We start from the raw sequence: 18,110 nt of genomic DNA on the forward strand, positions 1-18,110 counted from the left end.
ATCAACAAGGAGAGAACCGATGAGCACCGAACACAAATTCCTCGCCGTCTATCTCGGCAGCATGAGCGGCGAAAAGATGAAGGCCTGGCATGCGATGCCCGAGGCGGAACGGAAGGCAAAAGAGCGCGAGGGCATGGCCGCCTGGCACGGCTGGGTCGAGAAGCATAAGGACGTCATTGTCGAGATGGGCGGCCCGCTCGGCAAGACCCGCCGGATCGACGGACGCGGCATTACCGAGATCAGCAATGCGCTGACCGGCTTTACGGTGGTGCGGGCTGCCTCGCAGGAGGAAGCTGCAAAATTGTTCGAGAACCATCCGCATTTTGCGATCTTCCCGGGCGAGGCGATCGAGGTCATGCCCGTGCTGCCGATTCCGCAGATGTAGCTGCGGACGAGGCCAATTCCGGGTGCGATGCCGTCGCTCCGGCCCGGCATCGCCCGTGAAAGTACGGGGTTAATCACGCCCGATTCCTGCTAGTGACCTTCAGCGCCGGCTCATGTAAAGATCGTTCACATGAGCTGGCGCAAGGAGCAGCGCCGCGCCGAGCGCGGCTATCACCACGGCAATCTGAAGGAAGCCCTGTTGCAGGCCGCCCTGGGGCTGATCGCCGAGAAGGGCGCGGCCGGCTTCACCTTCGCCGATGCCGCACGCATGGCCGGCGTAAGCGCAGCGGCGCCCTATCGGCATTTCCGCGACCGTGACGAGCTGTTGTCCTCGATCGCCCAGCGCGGCTTCGAGCAGTTCGAGCAGCGCCTGACCGCGGCCTGGGACGACGGGCGCCCCGACACGGTCACCGCGTTCGAGCGCGTCGGCAAAGCCTATCTCGCCTTCGCCCGTGAGGAGCCCGCGTTCTACAACGCGATGTTCGAATCGGGCGTGCCGGTCGATGCCAATCCCGCGCTTCAGGCCGCCAGCGAACGCGCCTTCAACATCATTCGCGCTGCAGCCGAGCGGCTCGCGGCGCTGACGCCGCCGGGTACGCCGCGGCCGCCGGCGATGATGATGGCGCTGCACATCTGGTCGATGGCGCACGGCGTGGCTTCGCTGTTCTCCCGCGGCGACGCCGCGCGACGAAAACTGCCGATGTCGCCGGACGAACTGCTCGAGGCCGAGGTGCTGATCTATCTGCGCGGCCTCGGCTTCCCGACCGACCGTCGTCCTGCGGGCAAGGGCGCCGAGCCGCCGCCGGTGCCCCCGGAGGTGCCCTCCGGTTCAGGCGTGCCGCCCGGCGGCACTCCAGGTGGTCCTTGGGGCAAGCCGAAATAAAATTACGCAAATGATCACGCGGGCGTGTCTGGCGGCCAGCTTGACAAAATCGCGGGATGGTCTAGCTATGTAAATGTTATTTACATTCACAACGGCGCTGGTGCCGTGATGGAGATGGGAAATGGCCTATACCGCTGACGTTAATCGCTGGCGCGGCCCTTCGGACCAATACCAACAGTACGAACGTCCCCGCATGCTCGATACGCCCTGGCATCCCGGCTGGATCGCCGTGACCATCCTCGGCTTCATCATCTGGTGGCCGATCGGACTTGCCCTTCTCTTTTTCACACTCGGGAGCAGAAGAATGTCGTGCTGGAGCCACCAAGATCGCTGGCAGAACAAGATGGAAAAGATGCAGTACAAGATGGACCGCATGCGCGGCCGCATGGAGCGCCGCGGCTTCGGCTTTGGCTTCGGCCCCCCGTCCTCCGGCAACCGCGCCTTCGACGAGTACCGCACCGAGACGCTGCAGCGGCTCGAGGAGGAGCAGGTCGAGTTCAAGAACTTCCTCGACCGTCTGCGTCACGCCAAGGACAAGGAAGAGTTCGACCAGTTCATGGCGCAGCACAAGACGCGTCCGACCCCGCCGCCGACCGACCAGCAGCAGGGCTGACCTTCAAGGCTGACTGACACCTCTCAAAGCCTTCAGGCGCATGCCCCCAAAGTCCTGATGGCCCCGAGCCGCCCGTCTGCGCAACCCGCAGGCGGGCGGTTTGGTTTTTGGGTTCAATCTCTCGCGCGCGCGAGAGAGAGCAGGCGTTGGCCGGTTTCGGCCGCCATCATTGTTCGCATTGCTCGTCGTGCCGGGCCTAGCCCTGTCTCAAGATCGGGTTGTAATTTATGGCAGCAACAACTGGTCGTAACTAAACCGGACGTTGCTGCAAAATGCCCCCTGACTGGTGCAATGCGGCCTGTCCAGAAATCGAATCTTCTCTTGCAACCAAAGGGTGCTATGCATAATCTAAGTACGTTTTCACTCGATGATATTTGGCTGAATATTATTAGGGAGTATTTTCGTGCGGATCGTAACGATCGTTCGGAAGGTAGCCCCTCGCTGCTATCCCAATTACCTCAAGGCTTTTGAAGACGGCGACGAAATCTTCGACCGCTTCAAGATCAACACTCCGCTTCGCATCGCGCACTTCCTCGCTCAGGCGCTATATGAAACCGGCCGCGGTACCGTTCTATTCGAGAGCCTCAAATACAAAACCTCGGCGCGACTTCTCGAGATTTTCGGCATCGGCCATCATAGCGCGGCCATCCGGCCCGACGAGGTCGATCAATATCTCAACAATGATCGTGCCTTGGCCGAGCGCGTCTATGGACTGGGTAATCCGAAGAAGGCGAAGGAGCTCGGCAACAGCAAGCCCGGAGACGGATACAAATATCGCGGCGGCGGCCTGTTGCAGACGACGGGCGGCGCCAACTACCTGCGCATGGGCAAGCTCGCAGGCGTGGACTTCTACAATAACCCGGATCTGATTGTCTCACCCGAAGCGGCTCTGCTTCCCGCCCTGCACGAATGGAATGAGGGAGGCCTGAACGCGTATGCGGATCGGAACGACATCCGTACGATCACGCGGCTCATCAACGGTGGTTACAACGGCCTGAGCGGACGCACGGAGCTCTTCGAGATCGTGTGGAGCGCAGTAGGCAAGAGCGGCGCGAACCAGGTGGCCTGGAAAGCCGCAACCACTTCGGATGAAACGCGCGAGCTTCAGGAGGCCCTGAACGATCTCGGGGCTGAGCCGGCGCTTGTCGTGGATGGACGATATGGTCCCGCCACGGCGCAGGCGGTCGAGTGGTTTCAAAACCACGCCAAGATCCCGGTCGATGGAAATGCAGGCGTGGTGACGCAGGCGGCGTTGAATCTCCGCCTGAATTCCCGGACGGCTTCAGAGCGCCCCTAAGAGCGTGCCGCCTTTTGACGCGCGAAGTTCGCCGGAGCTTCGCGAATAGATGTCTCGATTATTGAGGGCCGAATTTTAGCAAGTTCATTGCGCAGAAGGAATTGAGCATGACCGACGGCGAAAAGATGCTGAAGCTGGCCGAGTCCCGCATCGGCGAGAAATACGTCAATGTCTGCGTTCCCAAGAACAACAAGAACTGGCACGGTCCATGGGACTGCGCGGAGTTCATGTCCTGGCTGGTGTATCAGGTCGGTGGCATCCTGTACGGATGCGTCGACGACAACGGCAATCCTGCAACGGTCGAAGCCTATACCGGCGCCTGGAAGAGCGATTCACAAAAACTCGGAAAGCGCGTGCCGTGGCGGCAGGCAGCTTCAACGGTGGGCGGCATTCTTCTCCGCTACCCGCCCGGACCGGGCATGATGGGGCACATCGTCGTTTGTGACGGCGAGGGCGGCACCGTGGAGGCGATGGGCACCGCTTATGGCGTTCGTCGCGGCAAGGTGTCGGGCCGGAATTGGGATACCGGCGTCTTGCTGCCGAACTTTACGTATGGGGCGGCGGGTGGAGCACTCGACCTGGCTGAGCCGAGCCAGCTGTATGCGCTTGGGCAGCCGAACATGAAGGCGTCCGTCATTCGGGACATTCAACGCGCTTTGAAAGAGCTGGGATTCAATCCGGGGCCGATCGACGGTGAATACAATGACCTGACGGTGGCGGCGGTCGCAGCGTTTCAGGCGACCAAAGGACTCATTGTCGACGGACAGGTAGGACCGCAGACCGCAAAACGGTTGAAGATCGAACTCTAGGGATCGGCGGGATTTTCACCTGCCGCGCGCGCGACGGAAGCATCCCGGCGCCATGACGCGCGCCGGGCTGCATCGCATGACCGCCGGCTTCAGCGCGCGGTGGCGAGCTGCGCGTGAACCGAAGCCAGGAAGTGTTCGTAGGCGTGATCCACGATCTCGTTGAGCGATCGCGTTCGTGCGAACATCGCCTTGGCCTCGGCGAGAAACTCCTCGCGGGTCGGTATCTTCGGCAGATGCAGGTGTGTCAGCGCGTCGACGCCGTCATGCGCGCGATTGAGGATGTCGTGCAGCGTCGGCAGCTGCAGCTGGGTCGGGTCGGCGCGGTGCAGCGCCGAAGAGATCGCATGGGCAAGCTTCGGCGCGTCGAACCGCCCGGCAAGCTCGCGTGCGGCCCGATTGATGACGCGGGCGCCGAGCGGCTGCTCGTTGCGCAGCACCTGTTCGGGCGGCGCCTTCATGTTCCAGACGATTCCGAACCAGGACAACACCTTCAGCACGTAATAGGTGACGTCGATCTCCCACCAGCGAAAACCCTGCCGCACGCTGCTCTGATAGGCGTGGTGATTGTTGTGCCAGCCCTCGCCCATAGTGAGCAGCGCCAGCAGCCAGTTGTTGCGGGAGTCGTCGCCCGTCACGTAGCGCTTGCGTCCGTGCACATGGGCCAGCGAATTGATGCAGAAGGTCGCGTGATAGACCAGCACCGTGCTCCACAGGAAGCCGACGATCAGACCCGACCACCCCGCCGCCATGAAGCAGAGCGCTGCAAGCACGAAGGCCGGCAGCAGCTCCAGCCGATGCAGCCACATCAGCTCGGGAAAGACCGTGAGATCGCCGACTTTCACGAGATCAGTCCCGTCGTGCTCCCGGTAAAAGATCCAGCCGAGATGGCTGTACAGGAAACCGCGCTGCCGCGGCGAATGCACATCCAGTTCGGTGTCGGAATGCAGATGATGATGCCGGTGCTTGGCCGCCCACCACAACACGCTCTTCTGCGCGGTGCTTTGCGCAAGGCAGGCCAGGATGAACTGAAACACGCGGCCGGTGGCGAAAGCCCGATGCGAGAAATAGCGGTGATAGCCCGCCCCGATCGCAAACATCCGCACGACATACAGCGCCCCACAGATCGCGACGGCCTGCCACGTGACGCCTGACCAGATCGCCGCAAAGCAACCGAGATGGACCAGCACGAACGGTATGGCGGACGGGTACATGACGTCGTCGTGGTGGTCGTCGGCGGGCGCGTTGGGCAACATGTTTCAGCGTGACCTCAGGTAACGGGGATCCGGGATTTTGCATCGGCAGCATTGAGGGCTGCCGGGTACGAAAAACCCGCGGGTGGCGGACCACCGCGGGGCTTGAGCGAGCTGCTTTGCGTGATCATCCCGGCCAAAGCAGCGTCGGCCGAAAATTCGACTGACTATATGGTCGCGGATGGCTGGCATGCAAGCTCGTAGCCCCACGGGGAGCTGCGGCATGGTGCTCAGGTAGTCATTGCGGCCGCCGCGTGGCGCGCGGGTTGCCCGCAGCCTATATTCGACACGTGAAGGAAGCACCAAAGCACCGGAGGCGGCCTTGATGGCAGCTGCGACCGCAACGAATGATCGTCTCTGGCAGAATATACGCGCGGAGGCGCAGCGTGTGTGCGCATCCGATCCCGTCTTCGGCAAGTCGCTTGCCGATGCGGTGCTGGCGCATGATAGTTTTGCCGCGGCTCTGGCCGATCTGATCGGGCGCAGGCTTGGCGGCAACGCCGCCGAACAGGCACGCTTCATGGCCTTTTCTATCGACGCCTTTCGTGGCGCGCCGGAATTGATCGAAGCGGCCGGCCGCGACTTGCAGGCGATCGTGCTCCGCGATCCCGCCGTCGCCGGCCTGTTGCCGCCGCTGCTGCATTTCAAGGGCTATTTGGCGCTCCAAGCCTGGCGCGTCTCGCACCGGCTCTGGCGTCATGACCAGCGCGACGCGGCGCTGCTGTTGCAGAACGAGGCCTCGAACGTCCTGCAGGTCAGCATTCATCCCGCCGCGACCCTTGGATCGTCGGTGTATCTCGACCACGCCACCGGGATCGTGATCGGCGCCAATGTCGTGATCGGCGACGAGGTCACCATCCTTCAGAACGTCAGCATCGGGCGCCATGGCGACTTGCCGATGCGCTCGCCTCGCATCGGCCGCGGCGTCTTCATCGGCTCCGGAGCGACCATCCTCGGCGACATCGAGGTCGGCGATTTCGCCAAGATCGGCGCCGGGACGGTCGTGATCAGTGACGTGCCCGCCGGCTGCACGGCAATCGGCAATCCCGCGCGTCTGACCAACTGCCCCGAACCCGCTTCCGCGGCCTGACGCTCACCGAGAGCGCGACGTTCCAATCCATGCGCCCGCGCAAAAAGACAGGCGCCTTAGAACCGAATCGCGATGAGGCCCGACCAAGCCCAGACGGCGCCTTTTCGCCTGCGCCGACGGGTACGACCATGACCACTATCGTATGCAAGGAGACCAGGCAGCGCATCGCGCTGCTTGCGCGTGCCTCGGACCTGTTCGAACGGTTCGGATGCTTGCTGCCGGTCGCGATCGCGTTCCTCAATGGTTGGCCGACCGAGGTCAAGACCTATCAGGAGTTCGTGGAAAGCGGTGCGTGGCACGTCTTTCTCAGCGGCGCCCTCTATCAGCTTGCCGCCTTCGCGCTTGGGCGCGCTGTTTCGTTTGCGGAAGCGGGGCTGGACCCATGATCCTGCTCCGCGACTTTGCGCTCTTTGTTCTGCCTGTGCTGATCGCGGCAGGCGGCTGGCTCTATGTGCTCAGCCTGCGCCGGCGAGCTCGCCCGTAACGCGATCGCTGGTTTCAGGCGGCGCGACGATGGCTCTCGCCGCCATGCTGGGGCGTGATCGGCTCCGAGCTGGTCTGGCCCGGCGCATCCAGCACCGCGACGTGATGACGGTAGACCATCTCCCAGCCCTTCCATCCCGTGAACAGGAGGATGCCGACCACGATCAGGGAGAGCACCACGCCCCACGGCTTGATCGCAGCCTCGGCGCCTTGGGCGTAGCGCAGGTAGAAATTGATCAGGGCCAGCACGACCGCCCCGAGATTGCCGACCATGTGGTACCAGGCATCGTTGAGGCGGCGGATGCGGGGCTCGCTGAAGAAGTCCGTAAAGCCGGCCACGGCCGCGACGAGCGCCATGACGATGCCAGCCCCGATCAGCCACATCGCGGCTCTGGCCCAGAAATTGTCGCCGGTTCCGATGAAGGCGAGATCGGCGATGGGCGCGCCGACCAGACATGCGACCGGGAACGGGATGAGCATGGGGTGGAGCGGGTGATCGCCGATCGCGGCGGTCGTCTTGGGGTTGATGGTCATGGCAGGACCTCGCGGAAAGTGATTTTTGGGACAATTTTTCGGGCGAGGGCTGGTTCCTCCGGACCAAGTGTCCGGACCCAAGCCGATCCAACTGCCTGCGCGGCCTACCTTTCCGGCAGCCAAATTTGCCTGCGGTAACCTCGCATTAACCAACGCCGGGCTCTGGTAAGGGCGGACAGTCGCGCCCAAAGCCCGAAGCCGAGACCCGTCAAGGCCCGGGGCCAAAGGCCCATAGTTTTGACATCTTGGCAGGGAATGCAGACGGCCGGCTTTGGACGAGCCCCTGCACCCAGAAAGACAAGGCTTTGAGCGGGCTTGCCGGCCGCGCCGGTTCTAGCGCGGCCATTGGGGAACCGGCAGCCATTTGCTGGCCGGCACATCGGGTAACGATCGCCTTGAGAGGATACTGCTTATGAATCCGGCCGACGTGGCTCAGTCAGCCCTTCCGGTTGCCGCTTCCGCGGACGTGTCGCTGATCGCGCTGTTCTGGCAGGCTCACTGGATCGTGAAAGCGGTGATGCTGGGACTTCTGTCCTGCTCGGTCTGGGTCTGGGCGATCGCCATCGACAAGATCTTCCTGTTTGCCCGTACCCGCCGCTCGATGGACCGTTTCGAGCAGGCCTTCTGGTCCGGCGAATCGATCGAGGAGCTCTATCGCACCCTCTCGGCCAAGCCGACGCATTCCATGGCGGCCTGTTTCGTCGCCGCGATGCGCGAGTGGAAGCGCTCGTTCGAGAACCAGGCCCGCTCGGTCGCGGGATTGCAGATGCGCATCGACAAGGTGATGAACGTCTCGATCGCGCGCGAGGTCGAACGGCTGGAACGCCGGCTGCTGGTGCTCGCGACCGTCGGCTCCGCCGGCCCCTTCGTCGGCCTGTTCGGCACCGTCTGGGGCATCATGTCGAGCTTCCAGTCGATCGCGGCGTCGAAAAATACCTCTCTGGCGGTCGTCGCCCCCGGTATTGCGGAAGCGCTGTTTGCGACCGCGGTCGGCCTTATCGCCGCCATTCCTGCCACTATTTTCTACAATAAGTTCACCTCCGAGGTGAACCGGCAGGCCCAGCGGCTCGAGGGCTTCGCTGATGAATTTTCCGCCATCCTGTCGCGTCAGATCGACGAGCGGGGCTGACGGACGGCATGTATAGTGTGAAGGGCAATTTGGGCACGCGATCATGGCGATGAACGTTGCGAGTTCGTCCGGAGGCGGCGGGCGCCGTGGCCGGCGCAAGCCCGTCGTGGCCGAGATCAACGTCACGCCGATGGTCGACGTGATGCTGGTGCTGCTCATCATTTTCATGGTGTCGGCGCCGATGCTGACGGTCGGCGTGCCGCTCGACCTGCCGCAGACCCAGGCCAAGAGCCTCGAAAACAACGACCAGAAGCCGATCCAGATGTCGATCGACATCAAGGGCAAGGTGTTCATCAACGACGCCGAGATCGCGATCAACGAGCTGGTGCCCAAGCTGAAGGCGATCACCGACGCGCGCGGCGGGCTCGAGGAGCGCATCTATCTGCGTGCCGACAAGAAGGCGGATTACGGCACGGTGGCCAGGGTGATGGGCCAGTTGTCCGGCGCCGGATTCAAGAAGCTCGCCCTCGTCACGGAAGCGGATCAGGGATAGGCCGGTGAAGGTGAACGTCGACAAGACACTTGTTGCGTCGATTGCCCTGCATGTCCTCGTGCTGGGATGGGGCCTCGTCACCTTTAGCAGCAAGGCCTACGTCGCGCCGGAAGAGTCGCTCCCGATCGACATCATCTCCACCGATCAGCTCGCGAAGATGATGGCCGGGCAGAAGACCGGCAAGAAGGAAGAGCCCAAGCCCAAGGTCGAGAAGATCGCCGAGCCCAAGCCGGAGGAAGACGCCGTCGGCAAGGTCACCGAGAAGAAAGAGCTGATCAAGACCAATTCGCAGCCAGAGCCGCCGCCGAAGCCGGTCGAGAAGCCGGTGGAAAAGAAGCCCGAGCCGCCGAAGCCCGTCGCCGAGGCGAAGCCGAAGGAAGAGCCGAAGCCGCAGGAAAAGAAGCCTGATCCGGCCAAGGAAGATCCGATCGCCGAGCTGCAGAAGAAGCTGGAGACCAAGAAGCCGCCGCCCAAGCCCGTGGAGCAGAAGGTCGCGGCGGTGCAGCCGCAGCAGCAGCCGAAGCCCAAGGAGCGCAGCTTCGATCCCGCGCAGATCCAGCGCGACCTCGACAAGCGCGCCGCGACCCGGCACGAGCTCACGGGAACGGCGCTGAACGCGTCGGCCTCGCTGGGATCGGCGACCGGGACTGCTGCCAACAACGTTGCGACATGGCGCGGTGCGTTCCAGGGCGCGGTCAAGCGCTGCTTCACGCCGACCTATAACGGGCAGGATGCCGACCAGTACGAAGCCGACATCGACATTCCCATGAAGATCGACGGATCGCTGGCGTCCGAGCCCATCGTGGTCGCGGTGAGGGGACCGTCGCGGTCGATCGCCCAGGCGGTGGCGGAGAGCGCCAAGCGCGCCATCGTGCAGTGCCAGGTCTACTCGTTCATGCCGAAGCAGCAGTACGAGAGCTGGAAGCTCATTCCGATGACTTTCGGCCTGAAAGATATGTTGTGACATCCGAACAAAAGAATTTTGCAATGAATGACGTCCGATCGATGAACCGCCGCCGCTTCATGACCCTGACCGGATCGACGCTCGCGATGCTCGGGGGCGGACGTGCCTTCGCTCAAGGCCAGGACGGCCGCATCCGCATCGACCCCAATGCATTTCAGCCGATTCCGATCGCGATCACCGGCTTCGTGCCGGGCTCGCCGTCCGACGGCGACGTCGGCAACGGCGTCACGCAGGTCATCACCAACAATCTCAAGCGTTCGGGCCTGTTCGCGCCGATCGACCAGGCCGCCTTCATCGAGCGCATCAGCAACATCGACGTCGCGCCGCAATTCCAGAACTGGAAGACCCTCAACGCGCAGGCCCTCGTCACCGGCCGCATGACGCGGCAGTCAGACGGACGGCTGAAGGCCGAATTCCGTTTGTGGGACGTGGTCTCCGGCCAGCAGCTTGCCGGGCAGCAATATTTCACCTCGCCGGAATATTGGCGCCGCATCGCCCACATCATCTCCGACCAGATCTACGAGCGGATGACCGGCGAGAAAGGCTATTTCGACAGCCGCGTAGTGTTCGTGGACGAAAGCGGTCCGAAGGAGCGCCGCGTCAAGCGGCTCGCGATGATGGACCAGGACGGTGCCAATGTGCGCTACCTGACCCGCGGCTCCGACCTCGTGCTGACGCCGCGCTTCTCGCCGAACTCGCAAGAGATCACCTATATGGAGTTCGGCCAGGGCGATCCGAAGGTCTATCTGTTCAACATCGAGACCGGCCAGCGCGAGATCGTCGGCAACTTCCCGGGCATGACCTTTGCGCCGCGCTTCTCGCCGGACGGCCAGCGCGTCATCATGAGCTTGCAGCAGGGCGGCAATTCCAATTTGTTCGTGATGGATCTGCGCTCGCGCTCGACCACGCGCCTCACCGACACGCCGGCGATCGACACGTCTCCGTCTTACTCGCCGGATGGCACCCGCATCTGCTTCGAGTCCGATCGCGGCGGCAGGTCGCAGATCTACGTGATGGCGGCGGGCGGAGGACAGGCGCAGCGCATCTCCTTCTCCAAGGACGATACCAACGCCAGCTACTCGACCCCGGTGTGGTCGCCGAAGGGCGATTACATCGCCTTCACCAGGCAGGGCGGCGGACAGTTCTCGATCGGCGTCATGAAGCCGGACGGCTCCGGCGAGCGGCTGCTCACCTCGGGCTTCCACAACGAAGGGCCGACCTTCTCGCCGAACGGCCGGGTGCTGATGTTCTTCCGCGATCCCGGCGGCAGTGGCGGGCCGTCGCTGTACAGCGTCGACATCTCTGGCCGCAACGAGCTCAAGGTGCCGACGCCGGGCTTCGCCTCCGACCCCGCATGGTCGCCGCTGCTGTCCTCGACGGCGGGCTGACAAGAGAACGCTAAAACATCGCGCGTTCAGACGCGCGATGTTGTCGAAAAACGCGCCGATTTTTTCGACTTCTCGGCGCCAAGCAAACTTTCCTTCACCTTGTGCCCGGCAAGGCTTGCCTAGTTGCTTGATATTTAAGCGGAAATCGGTTCGCTGATACCGAAAAACAACTCGACTTTAACGATGTTCCCTCAGAAAGACTTCATCTGGGCTGGGTAAGACTACGCGCCAAACAGGACGCGTAACAAGCCAATGCAACTGGCCGACCAGAAGCAGAGTGATCGAGACGAGCTGGAGCCGATACTCTACGCCGCTCTCATCAACTCCATGGTGCAGAATTTCTGGGCGATCTTCTTCGGCTCGGCCTCCGCGGCCGTGGCCGCGGTGATGACTGCGTTGAAGACGGGCGATGTCTGGCTGTGGCCGCTCGCGTTTCTGCTGATCGCTATCGGCACCGCGCGCGCGTTCCAGATGCGCGGATATGAAAACCGCACCCAGGTGCTGTCATTCGAAGAGGCCAAGCACCTGGAGCCGCGTTACTGGATCGGCGCGCTGAGTTATGCAGCGGTGCTCGGTGTGTGGGCCTTCGTCGTCATCTACAACAACAACGATCCGGTCGCCGACATGCTCTGTGTCGCCATCGGCATCGGCTACACCGCGGGCGGCGCCGCCCGCAATTACGGGCAGCCCCGGGTGATCCAGTGGCACGTCGCACTGGCCTGCGGTCCGATGTCGCTCGCCCTGCTGCTGCACGGCGGCTTCTACCACATCGGTCTTGCCATCCTGCTGGTGTTCTTCTTCATCGGGCTGAAGAACATCAACCTCAGCCTGCATGCGATCTTCGTCAAGGCGCTGACCTCGAGCTTCCGCGAATCCGCGCTGGCGAGCCAGTTCGACACCGCGCTCAACAACATGCCGCACGGCCTGTGCATGTTCCGCGCCGACGGCCGCCTTGCGGTGATGAACCATCGTTTCGGCGAGCTGATGGCCTTGCCCGAGGACCTCGTCAAGCGCGGCGCCACCGCCGCCGATATCGCGGCGGCCTGCGTTTCCGCCGGGTCGATCTCGGCGGAGAGCGGCGATCAGATCCTGGCCGAGATCGAGCATGCGCGGATCTGCGAGATCGTCACCGCGGATCCGGATTCCTCGCGCGGCCGCACCCTGGCCTGGACGTTCCAGCCGATGACCGGCGGCGGCACGGTGCTGCTGCTGGAAGACATCACCGAACGCACCAATGCGGAAGCCCGCATCAGCCATCTCGCCCGTTATGACGAGCTCACCGCGCTGCCCAACCGTGTCAGCTTCCACGACGAGATCGAGCGGCTGCTGAAGAATTCGCATCATGCCGAGCGGCTGTCCGCACTGCTGTTCGTCGACCTCGACCAGTTCAAGCAGGTCAACGACACGCTCGGTCATCCCTGCGGCGACCAGCTGCTGTGCGCCGTCGCCAACCGTCTGCGCGAGATGCTGCGCCCCGAAGATTTCGTCGCCCGTTTCGGCGGCGACGAATTCGTCGTGTTCCAGCAGAACATCTCCTCGCCCGAGGACGCCGCCGCGCTGGCCCGCCGCATCGTCGAGCGGCTGAGCGAGCGCTACCGCATCGACAATCATTTGGTCGAGATCGGCGCCAGCGTCGGCATCGCGCTGACCTCGCCGGGCGATGCCAGTGCCGATACGCTGCTCAAGAATGCCGACATGGCGCTGTACCGCGCCAAGGCCGACGGCCGCGGCACCTTCTGCTTCTTCCGCGACGAGATGGCGGCGACCGTCGAGGCCCGCCGCATCCTCGAGCTCGACCTGCGCAAGGCGCTCGCCAACGAGGAATTCGAGCTGTTCTACCAGCCGCTGGTCAATCTGAAGTCCGGCAAGATCACCACCTGCGAGGCGCTGCTGCGCTGGAATCATCCGGTGCGCGGCACGGTCTCGCCGATCGACATCATCCCGGTCGCCGAGGACATGGGCCTGATCGTCGATCTCGGCCGCTGGATCCTGCGCCGCGCCTGCATGGAATGCATGAAGTGGCCGGAGGGCGTCAGCGTCGCCGTCAACTTCTCGCCGCAGCAATTCCACCAGCGCGACGTGCTGAGCGAAATCCGTTACGCACTGGAGGTGTCGGGCCTGCCGGCGCATCGGCTGGAGATCGAGATCACCGAGTCCTCCCTGCTGCGCAACACCCAGCTGACCCACGACATCCTGTCGCAATTGCATGCGCTCGGCGTGCGCATTTCGCTCGACGATTTCGGCACCGGCTATTCCAGCCTCAGCTATCTGCACAATTTCCCGATGCAGAAGGTGAAGATCGACCGATCCTTCCTCGAAGGCATCGACACCGACCGCCCGCTGACGCTGCTGCGCGGCGTGGCGCGGCTGTCCGCCGATCTCGGCATGGCCGTCGTGGTCGAAGGCATCGAGACCAATGAGCAGCTCGATCTGATCAGCGCCGACGGCACCGTCTCCGAGGCGCAAGGCTATTTGTTCAGCCGTCCGGTGCCCGCCGTGCGGATGCGCCAGCTGCTCAACGCCTCGCATGGACGGCGCGGCGAAGGCCAGCTCCACGTCGCCAGCTCGCGCTCCTTCGCTTAAGTCCGTTTCTCAAAACGTCCCAACATTTCAGGCTGTTGCAGGGTACCGTAGTGCTACGGTGGTTAACCCTAACCGTTCGATTGCTTTGCATACTTGTTAAGAAGGTGTTAATAAATCATGGCGCGCGCGCAAGTTGTCTTGCGGGAATTGCCTTTGAATGTCGCGACGTGAGTGTGGGTAAGGAGTTGGAATGCAGTCCTCAGCCAGATCTGTCATTTCGGCTGTTGGACGGGGAGCGGAGCTTCTGACCGACGTCGATTATCATCTTGCGGAAACCGTCGCTGAGAAGGAGGAGATCTACAATCTCCGCTACCGCGCCTATCTGCGGGAGGGCGCGGTCAAGCCCTCCGCCGATGCGCGGGTGACCGACCGCTACGACGAGCTGCCGAACGCGTGGACCTTCGGCGTCTATCTCCATGGCGAGCTCTGCAGCTCGGTGCGCATCAGCGTGCTGACATCGGAATGGCGCGAGTCCACCTCGGCCGATGTCTTCCCCGACATCCTGCTGCCGCGGCTCGACCGCGGCGAGGTCATGATCGACCCGACCCGCTTCGTCGCCGATCCCGACCAGGTCAAGCGGGTTCCGGAATTGCCCTATCTGACGACGCGTCTCGCGTACATGGCCTGCGAGCATTTCAATGCCGATCTCGGTCTCGCCATCGTGCGTCCCGAGCATCAGGCTTTCTACCGGCGGGTGTTCCTGCACGAGACCATCGCCGAGCCCCGCCTGGTTCCCGGCCTCACCAAGCCGTTCGGACTGATGGCCGCGGACTTCCCGACCTTCCGCAAGAAGGTGTTCGAGCGTTATCCGATCATGCGGTCGACCGCGTTCGAGCGGCGGATGCTGTTCGGGCGCGGCGGCCAGCGCCAGGTGCCGCAGCGACCGGTGCTCGTGGCGGACGCCGCGCACGCCTGAAGTCGGCGGTGGCGCGGATGCGGCGCCAGGTTTGAGCCTGGGCTCGGCCTTTTGCCCGTCACCCCTTACCCGTCGCGCGTCGCCACGCATCACGTCCTGGGCCCAAAATTCAGGCGAAAGCCGGCGTTTTTGCCGGCCGGTGCGACTTGCCTTCACCCTCGCGCCACATTTACAACCCATTAACCATGACGGGTGCTTTTCGCTGGTTGGGGGCATTTGATCGGCTGAGGCAAGGTTCCGTCAAGGTTGACGGAACGTTCGCTTAACCAACCCCCTGTAGACCGGACAGCAGTGGACTAACGTGAGCGTGGAGGCTCCGGAATGAAACATCCTATGCGTATCCTCCAGGGATTGAAGCTGGTCGCGGTGCTCGCCGTCGCGCTGTCGATGGGCGCCTGCGCCAACAAGAATGCTGCGACGGATGCGATGGCCAATGCGGCAACGCCTGGCAGTCAGCAGGATTTCGTCGTCAACGTGGGTGACCGCGTGTTCTTCGAAAGCGACCAGACCGATCTGACCCCGCAGGCGATCGTGACCCTGGAGAAGCAGGCGCAGTGGCTGCAGACCTATCCGCGCTACAGCTTCACCGTCGAAGGCCACGCCGACGAGCGCGGCACCCGCGAATACAACATCGCGCTCGGCGCCCGCCGTGCCCAGTCGGTGCGTTCGTTCCTCGCCTCGCGCGGCATCGATCCGAACCGCATGCGCACGATCTCCTACGGCAAGGAGCGGCCGGTCGCCGTCTGTAACGACATCTCCTGCTGGTCGCAGAACCGTCGTGCCGTCACCGTGCTGAACGCGAGCTCCTGACGCCGAGATACTGGCTCTCAGTCAGGCGCCGTTCATCTTCCAAGACCGATTATGCCGGCGCCCTCTCGGGCGCCGGTTTCGTTTCAGCAATCCGTGACAGAATCCCCGTGGTGCCAGACACATTTTTGGCGTACTCCCCTTCAATGTGTGGCGCGTCGCATGTTCCGTCGCAGGCCATTTCGCTTTCGTCGTCAGGGCAAGATGTCATCCAGATTTAAGGTCTTTACAGGCGCCGTGGCCATCGCCGCGCTGCTCCCCTTGTGCACGCCCGTCTTCGCCCAGACCGATGATGATCCCGAGATGCGGATCGAGCGGCTGGAGAACCAGCTGCGCCAGCTCACCGGCCAGAACGAAGAGCTGCAATACCGCAACCGCCAGCTCGAAGAGCGGCTGCGGGCGCTCGAGGGCGGCGCCCAAGGCGCGCCCGGACAGGCGCCCAACGTCGCGGCGATGCCGCCCGCCCAGGTCGGACCAGGTCAGGTCGCGCCCGGCTATCGCCAGCAGCCGCAGCAGCAGGCCGTGCAGCCGAATTACGAGCAGCCGCAGAGCGCCGCTCCGGCGCCGATCATTCAGGAGCAGCCGGCGCCCGGCGCTCCCGGCACGCGTCGCCGCGGCGATGCCTTCGATCCGAGCCAGAACCCGAACGCGCCCGGTGCGCCGCGCGCGCTCGGCGGCGGCCCGCAGCCGATGCCGTCGGGAGCACCAGGCGGCCGCGGCGCCGGCGAGCCGCTCGATCTCGCCAACACCGGCCCCCGTTATCAGCAGCAGGCCGCTCCCCCGGCCGCGCAGCCCGGCTATCCGCCGGCCCAATCCGGCTATCCGCCGCCGGCTGGCGGCGCTGGCCTGACCACCCTGCCGCCCTCGGCGACGCCGCGCGACGAGTTCGACCTCGGCATCGGCTACATGCAGCGCAAGGACTACGCGCTCGCCGAGCAGACCATGAAGAACTTCACGCAGAAATATCCGAGCGACCCGCTGCTCGGGGACGCGCAATACTGGCTCGGCGAGAGCTACTTCCAGCGCCAGCAATATCGGGACTCCGCGGAAGCCTTCCTCGCCGTCACCACCAAATACGAAAAATCGGCCAAGGCTCCGGATGCGCTGCTGCGGCTCGGCCAGTCGCTCGCCGCGCTGAAGGAGAAGGAGGCCGCCTGCGCCGCCTTCGGCGAGGTCGGCTGCAAATATCCGCGCGCCTCCGCCGGCGTCAAAGCCGCCGTCGACCGCGAGCAGAAACGGGTGAAGTGCTGACGTCGGGGTCCTGACAATGCGGATGGTGCTGCGCTAGACATCGTAACCATCCGCCTGCGGCAGTCAGGGCCCGCGTCATGTCAGACGATGACAATTCTCCGATCTCGGCACGCGAGGCGAGGCGGCTCTTCGCCGGCCTGAAGCGCGCGCCGGCGCTGGTGCTCGCCGTGTCGGGCGGGCCGGACTCGGTCGCGCTGATGTGGCTCGCGGCGCGCTGGCAGCGCAGTCTTGCGCGCGGCCCGCGTCTCACCGTCGTCACGATCGATCACGGCCTGCGGCGAGAGGCGGCGCGTGAGGCGCGCGAGGTCAAGCGGCTCGCCACTGAGCTCGGATTGCCGCACCGGACCCTGCGCTGGCGCGGCGCAAAGCCGAAGACCGGACTGCCGGCGGCGGCGCGCGAGGCGCGCTACCGCCTGCTCGCGCAGGCCGCGCGTGCCGTCGGCGCGAGCCATGTGCTGACCGCTCACACCCGCGACGACCAGGCCGAGACCCTCTTGATGCGCCTGTTGCGCGGCAGCGGACTTGCCGGGCTGTCGGCAATGGCCTCCCTCAGCGAGCGCGACGGGATCGTGCTGGCGCGTCCGCTGCTCGAGGTCCCGAAGGCGCAGCTGATCGCGACCTTGAGGCGGGCCAGGATCGGCTTTGCCGACGATCCCACCAACCGCGACACCGCCTTCACCCGGCCGCGGCTGCGCGCGCTGCTGCCGCTGCTTGCGGCCGAGGGTGGCGATGCCCGCACGCTGGTGCGGCTCGCGGCCCGGCTGGCGCGGGCCAATGCGGCGGTCGAGGTGCTGGCCGACGGCGCCGAGCGCTTCCTCCGTTTGCGGGATCGCGGCGATGCGCCGCAGGCTGGCGTTCGAAGCTTCGAGGCCGCGACCTTTGCCGGCCTGCCGGAGGAGGTCCGGCTGCGGCTGCTGCTGCGGGCCATCAACGCGCTCGGGCATGAAGGGCCGGCGGAACTCGGCAAGATTGAATCTCTCCTGGCCGTGCTCGACCAGGCCATCGCCGCAAGCCCTCGCGCAGGCGCAAACGGCCGTCTGGCCATGAGGCAGACCCTTGCGGGAGCCTTGATCAGCCTTGCCGGCGGGCGTATCCACATCGCACCGGCGCCGGCCCGGCGTCGCAAGGGCGGATAGGCGCGGGCGTGGGCGGATCATGACACCGGCCAATTCGGCCCCGTGCCGTCAGGACACCTTAACCAGGCAGGAAAAACCCCGGTCAGGTCGCCATTATTTC

General features: G+C 64.2%; 18 protein-coding genes. 16 read left to right on the top strand and 2 right to left on the bottom strand.

All coding sequences use genetic code 11. From position 1 onward, the window contains the following. The first annotated feature begins 19 nt into the window (after window positions 1–19). The 5 genes from GGD62_RS26905 (at window position 20) to GGD62_RS26925 (ending at window position 3,986) form a co-directional block, all read left to right on the top strand. On the top strand, window positions 20–385 hold the full coding sequence (locus GGD62_RS26905) for a YciI family protein (RefSeq protein ID WP_018317761.1): 366 nt from the start codon (window positions 20–22) through the stop codon (window positions 383–385). 129 nt (window positions 386–514) lie between these two features. Beyond that, a complete protein-coding gene (locus GGD62_RS26910) occupies window positions 515–1,267 on the top strand; it encodes a TetR/AcrR family transcriptional regulator (RefSeq protein ID WP_018317762.1) in 753 nt (250 codons plus the stop codon). Window positions 1,268–1,388: 121 nt separating this feature from the next. Further along, window positions 1,389–1,880: a DUF2852 domain-containing protein gene (locus GGD62_RS26915; RefSeq protein ID WP_018317763.1), complete on the top strand. Its 492-nt coding sequence runs from the start codon at window positions 1,389–1,391 to the stop codon at window positions 1,878–1,880. Window positions 1,881–2,283: 403 nt separating this feature from the next. Further along, window positions 2,284–3,177, top strand: coding sequence for a peptidoglycan-binding protein (locus tag GGD62_RS41710; RefSeq protein WP_183711136.1), 894 nt, complete (start codon window positions 2,284–2,286; stop codon window positions 3,175–3,177). A gap of 107 nt (window positions 3,178–3,284) precedes the next feature. Continuing rightward, window positions 3,285–3,986, top strand: coding sequence for a peptidoglycan-binding protein (locus GGD62_RS26925; RefSeq protein ID WP_018317765.1), 702 nt, complete (start codon window positions 3,285–3,287; stop codon window positions 3,984–3,986). Between the two features lie 89 nt (window positions 3,987–4,075). Here GGD62_RS26925 and GGD62_RS26930 read toward each other — a convergent pair whose 3' ends face one another. Beyond that, the gene (locus GGD62_RS26930; RefSeq protein ID WP_018317766.1) at window positions 4,076–5,239 is read right to left on the bottom strand and encodes an acyl-CoA desaturase; all 1,164 of its coding nucleotides are present in this window, start codon (window positions 5,237–5,239) and stop codon (window positions 4,076–4,078) included. A 322-nt stretch (window positions 5,240–5,561) separates the two neighbouring features. Between GGD62_RS26930 and GGD62_RS26935 the strand changes: the two genes are divergently transcribed. Further along, on the top strand, window positions 5,562–6,326 hold the full coding sequence (locus GGD62_RS26935) for a serine acetyltransferase (RefSeq protein ID WP_183711138.1): 765 nt from the start codon (window positions 5,562–5,564) through the stop codon (window positions 6,324–6,326). A gap of 128 nt (window positions 6,327–6,454) precedes the next feature. Beyond that, window positions 6,455–6,712, top strand: a complete 258-nt coding sequence (locus GGD62_RS26940) for a hypothetical protein (protein ID WP_018317768.1) — start codon at window positions 6,455–6,457, stop codon at window positions 6,710–6,712. Window positions 6,713–6,824: 112 nt separating this feature from the next. Here the strand turns inward: GGD62_RS26940 and GGD62_RS26945 are convergent, their stop codons facing one another. Continuing rightward, complete coding sequence (locus GGD62_RS26945) at window positions 6,825–7,343, bottom strand: DUF2231 domain-containing protein (RefSeq protein ID WP_183231684.1); 519 nt, start codon at window positions 7,341–7,343, stop codon at window positions 6,825–6,827. 412 nt (window positions 7,344–7,755) lie between these two features. On the opposite strand from GGD62_RS26945, the gene tolQ reads away from it, so the two are divergent. From tolQ to tilS, 9 genes are all read left to right on the top strand, one after another. Further along, complete coding sequence (gene tolQ / locus GGD62_RS26950; protein ID WP_018317771.1) at window positions 7,756–8,472, top strand: protein TolQ; 717 nt, start codon at window positions 7,756–7,758, stop codon at window positions 8,470–8,472. Between the two features lie 43 nt (window positions 8,473–8,515). Continuing rightward, window positions 8,516–8,965 (top strand): protein TolR, encoded by a 450-nt coding sequence (tolR, locus tag GGD62_RS26955; protein WP_018317772.1) that lies wholly within the window; start codon window positions 8,516–8,518, stop codon window positions 8,963–8,965. Between the two features lie 4 nt (window positions 8,966–8,969). Next, window positions 8,970–9,929 carry a protein TolA gene (locus GGD62_RS26960; RefSeq protein ID WP_179739004.1) on the top strand — a complete coding sequence of 320 codons (960 nt, stop codon included), beginning with the start codon at window positions 8,970–8,972 and terminating at the stop codon, window positions 9,927–9,929. 41 nt (window positions 9,930–9,970) lie between these two features. After that, window positions 9,971–11,317, top strand: coding sequence for a Tol-Pal system beta propeller repeat protein TolB (gene tolB, locus GGD62_RS26965; RefSeq protein WP_177237051.1), 1,347 nt, complete (start codon window positions 9,971–9,973; stop codon window positions 11,315–11,317). Between the two features lie 252 nt (window positions 11,318–11,569). Next, a complete protein-coding gene (locus GGD62_RS26970; protein WP_018317775.1) occupies window positions 11,570–13,900 on the top strand; it encodes a bifunctional diguanylate cyclase/phosphodiesterase in 2,331 nt (776 codons plus the stop codon). Between the two features lie 190 nt (window positions 13,901–14,090). Then, a complete protein-coding gene (locus GGD62_RS26975) occupies window positions 14,091–14,816 on the top strand; it encodes an N-acyl amino acid synthase FeeM domain-containing protein (RefSeq protein ID WP_018317776.1) in 726 nt (241 codons plus the stop codon). Window positions 14,817–15,137: 321 nt separating this feature from the next. Beyond that, window positions 15,138–15,626, top strand: coding sequence for a peptidoglycan-associated lipoprotein Pal (gene pal / locus GGD62_RS26980; protein WP_018317777.1), 489 nt, complete (start codon window positions 15,138–15,140; stop codon window positions 15,624–15,626). 201 nt (window positions 15,627–15,827) lie between these two features. Continuing rightward, window positions 15,828–16,874: a tol-pal system protein YbgF gene (gene ybgF / locus GGD62_RS26985; RefSeq protein WP_183711141.1), complete on the top strand. Its 1,047-nt coding sequence runs from the start codon at window positions 15,828–15,830 to the stop codon at window positions 16,872–16,874. Window positions 16,875–16,951: 77 nt separating this feature from the next. Then, entirely contained in the window at window positions 16,952–18,010 is a 1,059-nt protein-coding gene (gene tilS / locus GGD62_RS26990; protein ID WP_183711142.1) for a tRNA lysidine(34) synthetase TilS, read from the top strand. The last annotated feature ends 100 nt before the right edge of the window (window positions 18,011–18,110 follow it).

Origin of the sequence: Bradyrhizobium sp. ERR14 (assembly GCF_014198235.1) — a bacterium.
In the GTDB taxonomy this organism is placed as follows: domain Bacteria; phylum Pseudomonadota; class Alphaproteobacteria; order Rhizobiales; family Xanthobacteraceae; genus Bradyrhizobium.